Genomic DNA, 15,351 nt, shown 5'->3' with positions numbered 1-15,351 from the left:
AAATGTACTAGATTAAGAAAAGAATGAGAGGAATAAAACTGATTGTAACGATTTGTTTCCAGCTAATTGTAGTGTTGGAAGGATTTGCAGCCGAGAAAGAGTTTCGTTTTAAAAAATTGAATTCTTCTAACGGATTAAACTCTAATGTTGTTTATTCTATTTTTCAGGATACGAATGGCTTTCTGTGGTTTGGTACCAAAGAAGGTTTGAATCGATATGATGGATTAAATATTACTCCTTACTTACTTCCCGATGTACCATTTTCAGAATCTGTTGATAAGCGTATTAATGGCATTACTCAAGATAAAGATGGAATGTTATGGATAGCAACCCAATTAGGTGTTGTGTCTATTAATATCGACAGTGCAAAAGCCAAATACTATGCTTTGCCCTATGAAACTAAAAAATCTCAAAGTAGGTATGCAAACGATATTGTAGTTTCAGAAGATAACCTTGTGTGGGTAGGTACACGAAACGGGCTTTATCATCTAAATAGAACTAAGGATGAATTTGAGATATACAAGCATTTTCCTTTTAATAGTAAAATCGTTAGCTACTCTAAAGGCGAACGAATAATTAACAATTTGTGTTTTGATAAAGATGGTCGCTTGTGGATTGGTACTGCAGGTAATGGAGTCACAATACTTGATATCTCGAAAAATAAGAAACAGATATTCAAGAGATCGTCAAAAAGAAAGTCTGGTGAGCTGAGTTCTAATTTTATTGAAGATATCTACAAAGACAGAGAAAACAGAATGTGGATTGCTTCTGCAAGTGGTCTGAATTTATTTGATGAGAGTAAAGAAGAGTTTCAGGTATTTCGCCACAAAAAAGATAACAAGAATAGCCTATCTGATAATTACGTAACGGGAATTGCCGAAGATAAATCAGGTAATATATGGTTGGGTACGAAGACCGGATTGAATTTATATGATACAGAACAAAATCGCTTCTATCATTACTTGCATCATCCAATGGTAGATGAAAGTATTTCAAGTAATAATGTTCTTTCTGTGTTGGCAGAGAAATCAGGAAGTGTATGGATTGGTAGCATGCAAGGACTGAACCATTTCGTTCCGGATAATCTTATTTTTCAGTTGTATCAAAATACACCGGGGGATGAGAATTCTTTGGTAGATAATACCTTAAGAGCAGCAATAGCAGATAAAGAAGGAAATGTGTGGCTGGGAACCATGCGCCATGGAATTAGTTTATTCAACTCTAAAAATAAAATCTTTAAGCAGGTTGAAATCGGGAAGCAAATTAAGGGGTGGAAAAAACATAAGAATGTTAGAACTGCCTATTATGATGTGAAAGGTAATATTCTATTTGGTACTGATAAAGGTGTACTGAAATACAATACTTCGAAAAGGGAATTTGAAGCATATCCTTCTCCTAAAAAATTGAATTTCAGAAAAGGAGTTTTTGAAATATTACAAGATGATGAAGGAAATTATTGGTTTGCAGAACTAGATAAAGGAATCTGGAAATGGAATCCCAATAAGAAAGCATCAGACCTTTACAATAGAGAAAACAATGGATTGACCAACTTGAATGTGAAAGTGATGACCCAGATGAAGAATGGAGATATTTGGGCGGCTTGTCATATGAAAGGTTTGTGTGTTCTAAAAAAAGGAGAGAAAAATTTTAAGGCATATCGTTCAGGAAAAACAAGTGGCACTTTGAGTAGCGACAAAGTTTATGCAATCTTTCAGGATAGCAAGAACAGAATTTGGATTGCTACCGGAATGGGCCTGAATCTTTATAATGATACAACAGATTCATTTCAAGTATTTGATGAGAAAAATGGCTTAGCAGGAAATGTGGTTTTGAGTATACAGGAAGATGAAAAAGGACGCCTGTGGCTGGGGACAAACAGAGGAATGAGCTGTTTTAATGTAGAGGAAAGGCAATTTGCAAACTTCTATCAGGAAGATGGTTTGCAAGGAAATATATTTGAATACAAGGTGGCTTGTAAAGCCCCAGACGGATTGATGTATTTTGGAGGGAATAATGGATTAAATTCCTTTGATCCATTAAAATTTGAAATGAATGATTTGCAACCAGAATTGAAGCTGATTTCTGTAAAGGCAGAAGAGTCGGAAGCAAAGATAAAAGGAAATGAGCTTCAGGTATACCATACATACACAGGCTTAAATCTTCAGCTGGCTAGCATGTCTTTTTGTGAGCCAGAGAAAAATAGGATTCAATACAAGTTAGAATCTGATTCTATTTGGAAAATGATGCCCATGGGAAGTCAGAAAATAAGTCTGCCAGTACTGCCTGTTGGTACCTATAAACTGGACGTGATGGCTTCAAATAACCACATGAGATGGAGCGAACCTGTTAGCATGCTAATTCAGGTAAAAAGAGATTGGTTAGAATACATATGGATAATTTATTTGTTGGTCATCTTCGTTTTAATTTTTGTGTTTGCCAAATTGTACCTGAAAAAATCAACCCATAAAGGAAGGAAGAAAACGAAAGAAAAGGCGGATTCAAAACTTCCTGTAAAGAACGGCAATACTAAAATTTGGAATGAGGAAATTGACAGTTTGGAAAACTTCATGAAAGACAATACTCCATACAGAGATAAACGATTGACGAAAGCCCAGCTGGCAGGTATGATGGATTGGAGTGAGGTGCAATTGTCTAATGTGTTACGAGATGGTTTACAGGTTAGCTTTAATGATTTTGTAAATGCATATAGGGTAGATGAAGTAAAGCAAAAATTGAAGGACCCTCAGAACAAGGATTTCACCCTCTTGGCAATTGCGGAAGACTGCGGTTTCAATTCCAAAACTTCCTTTTACAGAATTTTTAAGAAATTTACCGATTTAACGCCTAGTGAGTATTTGGAACAGTTCAATTCATAGAATGTAATTTGTTACTTTGGTTTATCCGTAGCACCTTTCTGTTTCAAAGTATAAAACCATTCACACTTAGGCTACCACACCTCGTGGTATTAGGCTACCGCATCTCGCGGTATAGAAATCCTTAAAATCCATTCGTAGGAATCGACACAAAACCTTTCAGCGAAAAATATATTTTTCATTTCAGAACTACACTAATTAATATGAAATGATCTTCACAAGTAAGTGTGAGCGGTCTTCACAGGTAAGTGTGAATGGTCTTCACAAGTAAGTGTGAATGGTCTCATATTTGAAAACAAAAATTCATGATTAATAAGGAAAGCATCGACAATATCAATGGTTTTGGTGACTCCACTTGTAAACCATTCCCAGAATTATTCTTCGGCTTTCCTGATGTTGTTTATTGCGTGAAATAAATTGTAGGTTCTCCACATCAGTCCATTGTCTTTTACTATCTAATAAATTGGCTCCTTTTAAGGATATTTTCAATTTCTTATCCAAAAATTCCTTACTCAAAGCCACATCCAAATTGTACAATTCACCTTTTAAGCCGTTTGTTTTCAATGTTTCTGAACTATAGGCATAATTTACCATCATTCTTACCTGTTTAGGCAATTGGAACTGACTGCCTATTTTAAATTGATAACACCAAGCTTGTTTTTTGGGTAAGGCAAGTCCTTTACCAGTGAATTTCTGGTGGTAAAACGTACTGCTACCATTCATACGGCACCAGGAAGTTGGTTTGTAGTTAAAAGTATACTCATTTCCACTAACAAATAAATCGGCCATATTCTCAAAACTTCTGAAAAGAGTATCTCCATGCGTATAATATTCTTGCATCACGACATCTTTAACCATACGATGGAAGAGTGCTACACCCAATTGGAACTTCTCTTTTTGAATGGAATAGTCGAGTGATAGAGAATGTTCTTTTTCTGGTTTTAAATCGGGATTTCCGAAGTGGATATTCAGTGGATTCGCATCGTTTTTATAAGAGTTCAACTGGCCTGATCGTGGCAGCTTCTGGCTTTTTTTGTAGGAGATACTCAAATCGCTATGTTCCCAATTTCTTCCTGCATAAAAAGTTGGTAAAACACTTAGGTAAGAGTTGTGTTGTTGGTTTACAATTTCGTTACGGGCATTGTTGGTCGATCTGTCAACATATCGTAGTCTTGAACCGACTGTAACGAACCAATTTTTGGTTTTAAAGTCAATAATCCCGTAAAGGGCAGAACTGTTGTTTTTATATTGGTAGTCGAATGTTTTAGAAGGAACCATGATCCAATCCTGTTCACTATGATTGTACTTCTCTTGAATAGAGTTTTGTGTGTGCTTTTCCAGGCTCCAATCAGCTCCTCCTTCAAGACTCACTTTATCATTCAATTCTCTTTCGTAGTCTAGCTTGCCTTGAAACTTTTCAACGGTTAAATTAATATCATCTTTTTTCTCTGCCGGAAGGGTACTGATTGGCTTTCCTTTAGAATCAAAATTCAGAATAGACATCAATCTGTCTTCATATTGTTTTTGACTGCGATAGCTGCTATGTACTTTCAAAGTTTGCTTGTCCCATTTGCCGATGTATTGCCCACGATACTGCTGTGTAAATTTGTCCTTCTCAAATGTTTGTTCCTGTTCAGTGTATTTGGTCAATATATGTTCTTCATTTAATAGCTCTTTAAAGATGTTTACATCTGGATCTAGCTGATTGTTTTGCCACAGGCCATCTATTTTGAACAGGTGCTTTTCCGATGGTCGGTAGTTTATTCCCGTTCTGGCTTGTTGGCTGTTGCTTTTTTGCCATTGGTCTCTGGCTTGCCTGATATATGGAGAGTTGCCTGGAAAAAGATTTTTTCGCAGCTGATTAATGGTGGTATTGATTTCGTTGATGTTGGAGTTTGCCTGAAAGAATCCGCCCCACTTATTGTGCTTTTTGTTGGTTGAGAAGTTCTCCAGATGATTTCCAAAGTGATCAACAGAAGCTCTGAACTTACTCGAAGAACGAGATTGTATTGGCGATTTAAGTTGTATGTTGATTACGCTTCCATTGGCATCATACTTTGCTGAAGGATTTTGAATGACCTCAATTTTAGCGATAGAGGAGGGAGAGATTTGATTCAATTCTGATTGATCATCAATTTTAACTCCATCAATTAATATGCTGGCTTGACGGCCTCGAATACTTACTTCTTCTTCCATATCAACGGAAACTGACGGAATGGAACTTAGTAATTCGATGGCTGAGTTAGTTCCTCCTTCAGGTAATTTATCGGGATACAAGACCCAATTTCCATTTTCCTTACCAATTGATTTTTTTTCGGCAGTTACAAATACTTCTTGTAGGTTGTGAGCCGATGGAGAGAGAGGAATAACACCCATGTCTATGTTTTCAGTTGTTACATTCAGGAGCTTCTCATAGGTCTCATATCCCAGGTACTGGATAATGATTTTATAGGTGCTGTTTTGTTGTACGGCAATGGAAAAGCTTCCTTCGTCATCGGTCAGGGTTCCACTCATGCCACTCTCCGAATTAATATTGGAAATGGCAACCTGAGTAAATGGCAAGGATTGATTGAGTTTTGTATCGAAAACTTGTCCAGTAATGGATAGGTCCTGAGCTTGCATATTTGCAGAAAACAGACAAATGAAAAATAGGAATAGAAGGCTTGAACGCATGTTTTAATTTTTCCTGAATTAATATTTTGAAAATTAGTTTAGCACGAATAAATGGAAATAGAATGTGTTTCAGGTGGATTTAGAGTACCGGGAAGTGCCAAAATTAGGATTTGGGATAGAATGGAAGTGTTTTTGGGCTTAATTGACAAGTATGCTTCACCTTTTTATTAGAGTGGCAGGAATTGTAACTTTTTTGTTTTCCTGAAATCAGAAAGGCTTAATAGCTTACAAGTGCACTTTTCTTTTCGGGAAAGTGATTCGAGTAAAAAAAATCCCCTTTGCCGCAAGGGAAAAGAGGAATGCAATTTATGTGCTGAATCTCTATTTTAATTCAAAGATTTGGTAGTTGTCGTAATATCCTCTGGCAGGAACCATCAATCGAATGGCTGTTTGTCCGGCTCCCAGGGCAGCATCCGATTCTTTATCATGATATTGGAAAATCAATTGACCATCTATCCTGAATTCAATCTGGTCTTTCCATTTAATAACCTTCATGTGATGTTTTCCGGTAAGGTTTTTAAGCGTTAGATCTGGTCCTTTTGTTACCAATCTTCTACCGGGACATTTGCGCATATTGGCAGTGCCACGTTTGGGAGCCAAAAAGGAAATGCGATAATTGTAAATGTCACCCTTAGTATACTGAGCGGCTACACCACATCGCTTCTTTAGGGAAGGATGGAATACATTTTCCCCTTTTGTACCTGTTGCTGAAAACATGATCATGTGCAATGGGAAGGGAATAGGACTCTGAAAATCGAACTCTATCACGTAGTTTTCCGGTGTAATGATTTTGTTCCAGTATACCAGGTGTCCACCTCTAAAAGTATCGCCTAACTTGTAGGAAGGATACATGTGCGGTTCTGCTTTTAAAGCCAGTCCATCTGTGTAGTTCTGATACCATTTGTTTGTACCTTCTTCAAAAACAATCTCACCCTTTTTTATTTTGCGATACACTTTCTTGTGATATCGGGAATAAAGTTCTAGCCTACCTTTGTTGATTTTTGCAATTCCAGGACCTTCCATCACCCAATCATCTAAAGCGGTTTGGCTATCAAAATTGCATTGGTAGAATAAGGTCTTGGTTTTTCCTTCCTCCAATGATTTCTGACTAAAGGATTCTTGAGAACCCATAAGTACAAACAAAAGAATGAAATATTTAAATAGTTTATTCATGTTCAAAATAAATTAGAAAAGGAGAGCATTGATTATCCCAATTGAAGCGATAATACGAATGAAAAAATTAAGGATAACACTAACCCCATACAGTGTAACTCAATGCTCATCCTTCTCCCTATCACGATATGCTAAAAGTTTTATAGAAGAGAAATAAACGGATCGTTGGTTCTGATAAGGATCTCACGTAACTTTTCAGTTAAATCCTGCTCCAACTCTGTATTTTCTCCATAAATATTATTCATTTGGTACGGATCTTTCACATCATCATACAAGAAGTGATTTTTTTCTCCTTTGTTATCATATGCGATCACATAGGTATGGTTATGTGTTTTCACACCTCTGCGTTTTTCCGTCTCATCTTCTGGTTTTGCAAAGAAATACAATGCAGCTTCCGGGCGATCTACTTCCTCATTTTTGAAAATTCCAGAGTAATCCTTTCCTTCCACTTCTGTAGGGATATCTTCTTTCATTCCCATTAAGCTTAGTAGGGTTGGCATTACATCTGGTACGCTTAGAAGTAAATCATCGGTTCCAGCTTTTATTTTCTCTGGCCAACGAATGATAAATGGAATATCATAAGCTTCGCTGTACCAAACATTTTTGTGCATCATTCCGTGACTTCCTAGCATTTCCCCATGGTCAGAAGTGAAGATTACAATGGTATTTTCATCCAAACCTTGTTCTTTTAAGGTTTCAAGTACTTTTCCAATTTGTAAATCTACCCCTTCACACATCGAGAAGTAATCAATGGATTGATCGATTCGTTTTTCAACAAACATATCACCAAAACCTTTATCACCCATTTCTCTGTTGTCGGTAAACTGTACGTTAGGACGGTTCAGAACATCTTTTTCTGTTTTTCCCTCAAAACGTTCTTTGTACTTCTCAGGTACCAGGTTAAAAGGGTGATGAGGAGGGTTGATGGCCCAAAACATGGCAAATGGCTTGTCATCATTTCTGAATTTATCACCCACATTTTCCAAGTACTTCTCCACAACTTCGGCTTCGTGCTCAGGGGACCACTGTTTAAAGTATTTTGCCTGATCTTCACCTGCATCATTAATCCAATAATGTGGAGTCAAATGGTTGTCATCTGCGCCATAAGAATACCAGAAATTAAATCCGTGACGATGTTTTCCTGGTTTGCAATAGGAATCCCAGATTTTAGGTTCTCCCTTTTGGGTTGGTGTTGGTCCATCAAGGTGCCATTTTCCAACATATGCAGCATCGTAGCCATTGTTCGATAATACATCTGAGAAACAAACGTCATCCGGCTTTAAAAAGTTTCCAAAGGCTGTTCTTGCCGAGTTACAGTTTGATAATACTCCATTCGAAAGTGGATATTTTCCAGTAAGTAACATTCCACGATATGGACTACACAAAGGATGATTACTTACGGCATGACTAAATACAACACCTTCTTGTGCCAGTTTATCAATGTTAGGTGTTATCACAGGATCTTGATTCATAAAACCCATGGCTTGCTTTCTATATTGATCTGGGAAGATGAATAGCAAGTTTGGTTTTTTCCCCTTTCTGGTGCAAGAGCTTAGTAAGCCCTGTGGAATAAGAGTCATACCTGCAGTAATTGCAGCGGTATTACGTATAAAATTTCTTCTTGAAATATCTTTAGCCATGATTTATTTTTTTTGTAGTTCAACTTCTCTTGTCAAGCCATGCTGACAGCTGAATTCCAATGTTGTATTGTCGGAATTACTTTCAAGCAATTTGCAGTATTCATTAGGCTGTAAACTCCATTCACCTTTAATAGTAATTCTTATTTTTGAGGTTTTACTTTCGTTTTTGTACCAGTCTCTGGAATATACACTTCGTTCTTTGCGTTTACCATTTTCGATTACAACATCTGCAGCACCTTCATATAAATGCAGGTCTGGATCACAAAGGCTTAGTTTGGCTTTGTTGTTATTTTTGCTAATCATTACCAAAGCAGGAGCACTGATGGAAGTAATGTCACCCTTTGTTAATTTGGTATTCTCTTCAAAAAGAACGTATCCTGTAGAATTGCTTGCTCTGTCAAATACGATATGTGCTTTGGAATCTTTTTGTAGTAACAGGTAAGGCGCTTTTTTATTCTTCTTCATTTGTTTGGCAAAAGAAGAGATATATTGTCCTTTATCCTGAACTAGAATTGCATACTCGTATTCTGATTTTTGAGGTGCTTTACCATGAGATATGATTGCGGAAGCAAAATTACCTTGGTTAGGTGTTTTTTTCTTTTGATCTTTTGAGTGCTGTAACTTTTTCTCAATCTTCACATTATATTGAGAAGGAATGTAGTAGCTATTTCCAACAAGATCAGTTAGAGTAGTAGCTTTCTTATTTTCCCCTGTCCAATTGTAAGGAAATTGAGAGATGAACTTGCCATTGAAAAGAATTTCATCCTCCTTATTCTTCAAATGATTTTGAAATAGGGTAGTAGCAGTTTCATATTTCTGATTGTTATTCTCAATATTACTACCCAAAAGAACGATTCGATTATCAAAGAAGAATGCTGATTTATTGGCACGCAAAGATCCATTGTATTTGTCGTGTTCATGAAGTTTCATGGCCCAAAGTCCATTGTTTCCTTCATGTGATAGAGCACCTGCGAATGCTTCATCAGAAATCAACATCTCCTCATATCCGGTTACTTGATCAACATTCAGAATATTGGCTTCCAATTCGTCAATTGGCAGATGAATAGCAGTAGTGCCAGGGAACTTGTTCCAATCCCAACCTTTTGGTTCAAAGCCAGAAGTAAAGTTGCTCACCTTTTTATCTCCACAAAGTATTTGAACTTGACCATGTTTCATATAACGGCCGTAGTAGTTAGCCCCAATATAGTGTTCAGCAGCCCATAAGTATCGGCTGTGTCCTTGTGCCGTAACCGACCAATTGTCTCTTCTGTGAATGCCCAAAGCAGCATAGTTCATTGTCCAGTTTCCTTGAGGATCATTTTCAGCTTTGAATCCTTTTTTCTCGAATGTTTTTACCCACTTGCTTGATTTTTTTCCTTTAGCCAAACGAAGGTATGCCGAGGCCATTTCCGGATCAATCTTTTCTTTGCCATCAGGAGTTCCCGCCAGAGCCATTAACCCGTAATGGATTGGGTTTAATTTTCCAGTTCCCTTAGGGTGACGACCTGACATAGAAAGAGGCCATGTTTCTTTATTACAGAACAAACGGGTTTTTAGCAGTGACTCCTTCAAAATACGATGTCCCTCTTGAGAAATATGGAATGGGGTGCGGCTGAAGAAATAAACCATTGCAGTAGCACCATCATATCCTCCCGTAGCGTAAGCAGGATAATTATTACCATGGTGAAACACAGAACCATCTACTTTAAAGCTGTCTTCTAGACCGGGTGCATATTCCAAGCCATTGTTAATCCAAGCAATATAGGCATTAAGGTAACGTACTTTTTCAGGAGAATCTTCAAGAATAAGAATACTTGCCAAACGACCCATTACAGATGTGTTGAAAGCATCAATGCTCATTCCTTTGCCATGAAAAGGAGCATATATTTCCTTCACACCCGAATACCATTCCATAGCCTTTTGAGCTTGGTCTAATCGCTTGGTTTTGATTAATGATCCACGCATAAGGAAATAGGCAGAGTAGTAGGTTCTCATGCTATATCCCAGATGATGAACTGTTCCGTTAGCGCTTCCTTCAGCCCAGCCTTGATCGATTAGGTGATCAGATAGATTGAAGAACAATTCCTCCAGCTCACTTTTATATTCGACATTGTCTGTTTGATTATAGGCACAGGCAACATCATACATCAATTTGGTATACTTTTTAAAGCCTTTGTTATGCTTGTTGAAGTAGTTTTTCCATTCTTTAGTGTATGGGCGGTATATTTCTGAGAAACGACAGAACCAGATGTTTTCTCCAGTAATTTGATCCTCACTTCTGGAAATTTTGTATTTGGCATAGTCTTTTCTGATTTGATTCATCAACTTGTCGGTAACTTTTACTTTTTTGATGACAGATTTAGTATACCTTTTATTGATTACCTGAATCCCTTTGATCAGTTTATCAGTTAGTATTCCAAGTTTTTGCTTCGGCTTGTTTAAGCTCGATTTATAAAGAACCAACCAATGGTTTTTAGTTTTTGCATTTACAAATGGAACCTGGTAATCTGGTGTGTTCCATCTGCTGTCGGCAGGAGTGCACAACATGATATGATCGAAATACAAGCTACCAGAAGTATTTTCTGGGGCAATGATTTTCATCTTGTTCATGCTGGTTACAGGTGTCCCTTTCATGTCGCGCTCGAAAGCTACCCAGGCAGCTCTCCATCCTTTGTAGTTTAATCCGAATTTAAATTCACAGTTTACCGTTGTATCTGTGGCAAACTGAACCGTGATTTTTTCATTTTTAGGAGTTTCATTGTAAACCCAAAAGCAAAAGGTTGGAATTGATTTATCTACTGCTTCAGGATTAAAGGGAGTAAAGTTTATATTCTGATCCAATTCCAGAATTCCTTTTTGTTCCCATGTCCATTTTAAACTTTGGTTGCCATGCTTAAAATGACGTTTGCTAACTTGTAATTCAGATTTTGAATCAGCACTCCATTGAGAGTTTACTTGCTCTCCTTCGAAGGAGATGATTTCAGGCACGAAAATGTCTTGAGCTGATAACTTGGCACTGATCAGAACACAGGCTATGAGTAAGACCTGCTTAAAACAGTGAAGTAGTATAGTATGTTTTTTTGTTTGCATTGTTTATGTATTGGGTTTTGCAGTTGCAAGAAAAGAATACTTGCTCGATACAAGATAATGATTGAGGAATAAAGTGTACCAAAATCAATATTTGATACTTTTTCTATTATAGTAATGTAAAAATAGAGCTTGTCCCCGGAAAATGTCGGGGACAAGTTGAACTTATTTGGCTGCTAGTTTTTCCAACTCTCTTTTTCTGCAAAGAGCTTCCAGGAAGTAATAATCAGCATAATTTAAAGGAACATCAATTTCGGCTCCATGAGGAATACTTCCTACACTGTGCATCAATAAAAAGTTGTTGTTCTCGCCCAGTTTAGCACGATAAGCAGGTGAAGAAAGGTTTACAACAATCTCATCGGCCAATTTCTTGTAAGATTCAGATTTTTCAGGAGAATAAGTGCTCAACTCATACAAAGCAGAAGCAATTACACTTGCAGCTGAAGCATCTCTTGGGGTATTTGGAATATCTTTGCAATCAAAATCCCAGTAAGGAACAAGATCTTTAGGCATTCTTGGGTGAGAGAATAGGTAGTTGGCAATAGCTTCCGCTTGTTTCAAAAACTTAGGGTCTTTGGTTTCACGGTAACAAAGTGTATATCCGTAAATCGCCCATCCTTGTCCACGCGACCAGGCAGAATGATCAGCATATCCTTGTGCAGTTACTTTGTTGCGAACTTGTCCTGTGATGGTATCGTAGTCGATCACATGATAAGAGCTATAATCATCTCGGAAATGGTGCTCCATAGTTGTTTCAGCATGTTTAATAGCAATACTTCTAAAGCTATCATCTCCGCTTAGTTTAGTCGCTTCGAACAACAGTTCCAGGTTCATCATATTGTCAATGATCACTGGACATTGCCAGCCTCTTTTGGCTTGCCATCCACGGTGAACATTCCAAGACTGAATTGCGCCCACATTAGGACGATATCTGGTACTCAGTGATTTTGCAGCTTGAATAATTACATCCTTATATTCTGGTTTTTTGGTTAGTCTGTAGCCATTACCATAACTGCAGTATACCATGAAACCTACATCGTGATGCCATGTTAGGTACTGAACTGTATCTAATGTTTCAGTAACTTTTTCTGCTTCAACTTTCCATTTGCTATCACCTGTTAATTCATACAGATACCATAAAGAACCAGGGAAGAATCCACTGGTCCAGAGCTCTGGAGTATTATATCTGGTGGTTCCATCCTTGTGAATGGTTCTGGGATTCAAGATTTCTCCTTTGGCATTCATACTTTCTATTTCACGACCAATTTGCTGGGTCGCGAACTCTACATTTTCCTCTACAATATTGTTAGAAGAAGTTTTTGGACTATTACATGACCAAAGAAAGGCCACTAAAGTCAAAAGAATCGTAAATTGAAGGTTTTGCTTCATTTTTGAACTTTATTATTTAAGATTTAATTTTATTTCAGTTGATTTTCCAACATTGATTCCTTGTGGGAAGTCAATGATTGATTCATAAGTTTGCTTCTCTGTTTTGATTTTAATCTTACCACTCTTCTGCTGATGAAGAGGATCAGACACTTGAATTACAGCCTCTTTATCGTTAATAGATAGCATGGCAATAACAGGTACATCACTTTTCAAGCTAATTCCATCTTTTAGAGATATTGATCCTTTTTTGTAGAAGACCATCATATAAGTGTTGGCATCAATTTGAATAGCCTGCTGTCCATCATTGTTTTGAATGATATGAGGGAAATTCTCCTTACAGATTTCTTTTACCGTATTGATTTCAATTCCTGGAATTACGATATATGAATAGTCAGCTTGGTCGGGGTGTTTGCCATGTGATAAGGAAAGCTGAAAAATGGATGTTTCTTCCAATTGACCTTCCTTGTTGTTTGCATTTAAATAGCGGCCATCCATATCAGCCCAGTTACCAGTTCTATCTTCGGCAAATAGCAACAGCGAACTTTCTTTTTTTGTTGGGAAAATCAGGTAAGCTGTACCATCATGATAAACCCACGAAGTTTTCTTGATGTCTTTGAACTTCAGCTTTGAAGATTTACCTTCCTTGATCTTTCCTTTTTTACCATTGATATTGTAATGAATCGATCCGTTTCTGATACTTTGATTCAGTGTTGTCCATACATCGAAATCATCATCATTGTTTTTTCTGATGCTATTTCCCAGGGCAAGAAGCACATTGTCATAGGTTAAATATGCTTTGTTGGCTTGCAGGTTTACATAGCTATTTACACGATTGTATTGAAAGGCAGCAATTCCTTTTTTGTTGGCTGCCAATCCGCCGGCAAATTGATTTTTACTTTTACTCTCACGTCCCCATGGACTCAATGGTAACTTTCCGGTTTTTTGAAGAGCAGTAATTCCAGGTAAAGCTCTCCAATTCCATCCAATACGTGCTTTGTCGTATTCTTTTCCATTTCGGTAGATCATGGTAGAACCATCACCACTAAAAAAGTTGTTTTTCCCGTGAGCTCTTTCACTTTCAGAGGTTTCGCATCCTGTAGTTCGGTTTGATAACATCTTGATTGAGAAGTAAGCATTCGGGGTGCTATGTATCAACAAATCTGTATTCCAGAAATACTTGGTAGAATCAAGAGTTGCAGTATGTGTAGTTCTCTGCTTCTGAAGAAGTGTTTTTAATTCAGCTTCTCTTTCTAATGTATATGGAGAGATTGCCATCAGTTTGGTGATCTTTTTCTTCATATCTCCATTGTCGGCTGGAGCTTTCTTCAATGCATTGTGTCTTCCTGCTAAATTCAGGGCTGCACGGTTTTTAAAGTGATACCACTGTATGCCATCCAGATAGTAGTCAGCAATGGTGTTCCATTCTTTTTCAGTAAGAGCCCATCGAGTTTCCTTAGTTGCTTCAGCATAATTAAGAACATGGTTGATCCAGTGGACTCCATATCCAACCCAGTAATTTTGAGCACCTCCTGCATTGTGTTGGATCCATGATCCATCAGTTGTAAAACCAGTAGGGAAATCTGTAGGAGTATTTACAACCCTTGGAAACTGTTCTTTTACAATTTCGTGTACCCAATCCATTTCAGATTCATTTCCTGAACAAGAGGCTATGGCTGTCATTCCCCATAAGCGATAACCAACATTACCACCTCTGTTATGTCCACCATGTTTATCGAAGACCTTTGGGGTTTTGCCATTGTACCAACACCAATGACTAAATTCACTAATACTTTGAATTAATGTATCTATTGTACCTGCCATGTCTGGATTTGATTCTCGTTCGTTTATCATGTCATTATAGATAACCAACTCAATGGCAGCCATTGCCCTTAGGGTTTCAAAAGGTACTCTTGGAAATTTATATTTTGGTCGATGATTGATCCAATATTGGAGGGAACTGTAAATGGCTTTTCGCAATTCTTCTTTCTCGACTTGCTTAGCTTTTTTGTAAGCAATAGCTAATTGTGTGATGCGTCCTCTAATATGTTTTGTTTGTGGAGTTTCATCGGAAAAACTGCCATCATCCTGAAGTAAGGAGAGTGTTTTCTCCGTACTAAGACTTTCTCCTTTTGAGGATAACTTCTTCCCTTGGTGTGCTGTTCTTATTTTTTGAATATCTGCGTTTCCTTTTTCCTGTGACGATACATTTGTCGACAAGAGCAAGCAGGCAAAAAATGTGAAACAGATGGTGTGGATTCTGTTCATATGATTCTTGTTTTTTCGTTAATGATTCTAGGCATCTCCCTACTATTTCAATCATCAAATTTTGTCTATGAACGATTAAAATAGCAGTAAACTTCCCAGTGTTGTTTCTTCATTGCATCTCAAAAAGAGATGCTTTATTCTTGCATGATTCTTCTATGAGTTGCATTTAAAATTATGAATTGTGCACTGTGAGATGGAGGACTTTTTCATTTCTGGTACTTTTCCTGTAGTAAAGTTTCGTAAGTGTCAGT

General features: G+C 37.4%; 7 protein-coding genes. 1 reads left to right on the top strand and 6 read right to left on the bottom strand.

What is annotated here, in order from left to right; genetic code table 11:
* The first annotated feature begins 23 nt into the window (after window positions 1–23).
* The gene (locus tag DF185_RS09515; RefSeq protein ID WP_110360505.1) at window positions 24–2,876 is read left to right on the top strand and encodes a ligand-binding sensor domain-containing protein; all 2,853 of its coding nucleotides are present in this window, start codon (window positions 24–26) and stop codon (window positions 2,874–2,876) included.
* 330 nt (window positions 2,877–3,206) lie between these two features.
* Here DF185_RS09515 and DF185_RS09510 read toward each other — a convergent pair whose 3' ends face one another.
* The 6 genes from DF185_RS09510 to DF185_RS09485 form a co-directional block, all read right to left on the bottom strand.
* A complete protein-coding gene (locus DF185_RS09510; protein ID WP_110360504.1) occupies window positions 3,207–5,546 on the bottom strand; it encodes a TonB-dependent receptor in 2,340 nt (779 codons plus the stop codon).
* Window positions 5,547–5,867: 321 nt separating this feature from the next.
* Window positions 5,868–6,719 (bottom strand): DUF1961 family protein, encoded by an 852-nt coding sequence (locus DF185_RS09505; protein ID WP_110360503.1) that lies wholly within the window; start codon window positions 6,717–6,719, stop codon window positions 5,868–5,870.
* 140 nt (window positions 6,720–6,859) lie between these two features.
* On the bottom strand, window positions 6,860–8,359 hold the full coding sequence (locus DF185_RS09500) for a sulfatase family protein (RefSeq protein WP_110360502.1): 1,500 nt from the start codon (window positions 8,357–8,359) through the stop codon (window positions 6,860–6,862).
* A gap of 3 nt (window positions 8,360–8,362) precedes the next feature.
* Entirely contained in the window at window positions 8,363–11,449 is a 3,087-nt protein-coding gene (locus DF185_RS09495; RefSeq protein ID WP_110360501.1) for a chondroitinase family polysaccharide lyase, read from the bottom strand.
* Window positions 11,450–11,611: 162 nt separating this feature from the next.
* The gene (locus DF185_RS09490; protein WP_110360500.1) at window positions 11,612–12,835 is read right to left on the bottom strand and encodes a glycoside hydrolase family 88 protein; all 1,224 of its coding nucleotides are present in this window, start codon (window positions 12,833–12,835) and stop codon (window positions 11,612–11,614) included.
* Window positions 12,836–12,847: 12 nt separating this feature from the next.
* Window positions 12,848–15,100: a polysaccharide lyase family 8 super-sandwich domain-containing protein gene (locus tag DF185_RS09485; protein WP_110360499.1), complete on the bottom strand. Its 2,253-nt coding sequence runs from the start codon at window positions 15,098–15,100 to the stop codon at window positions 12,848–12,850.
* Between the last annotated feature and the right edge of the window lie 251 nt (window positions 15,101–15,351).

It is taken from the genome of Marinifilum breve, from assembly GCF_003202155.1.
GTDB classification, from domain to species: Bacteria; Bacteroidota; Bacteroidia; order Bacteroidales; family Marinifilaceae; genus Marinifilum; species Marinifilum breve.
This window is presented reverse-complemented; position numbering and strand designations above follow the sequence as displayed.

Bases quoted from the DNA above. Each gene is read 5' to 3' on its own strand.
- DF185_RS09515 (WP_110360505.1), top strand. From the start codon at position 24: ATGAGAGGAATAAAACTGATTGTAACGATTTGTTTCCAGCTAATTGTA.
- DF185_RS09510 (WP_110360504.1), bottom strand. From the start codon at position 5,546: ATGCGTTCAAGCCTTCTATTCCTATTTTTCATTTGTCTGTTTTCTGCA.
- DF185_RS09505 (WP_110360503.1), bottom strand. From the start codon at position 6,719: ATGAATAAACTATTTAAATATTTCATTCTTTTGTTTGTACTTATGGGT.
- DF185_RS09500 (WP_110360502.1), bottom strand. From the start codon at position 8,359: ATGGCTAAAGATATTTCAAGAAGAAATTTTATACGTAATACCGCTGCA.
- DF185_RS09495 (WP_110360501.1), bottom strand. From the start codon at position 11,449: ATGCAAACAAAAAAACATACTATACTACTTCACTGTTTTAAGCAGGTC.
- DF185_RS09490 (WP_110360500.1), bottom strand. From the start codon at position 12,835: ATGAAGCAAAACCTTCAATTTACGATTCTTTTGACTTTAGTGGCCTTT.
- DF185_RS09485 (WP_110360499.1), bottom strand. From the start codon at position 15,100: ATGAACAGAATCCACACCATCTGTTTCACATTTTTTGCCTGCTTGCTC.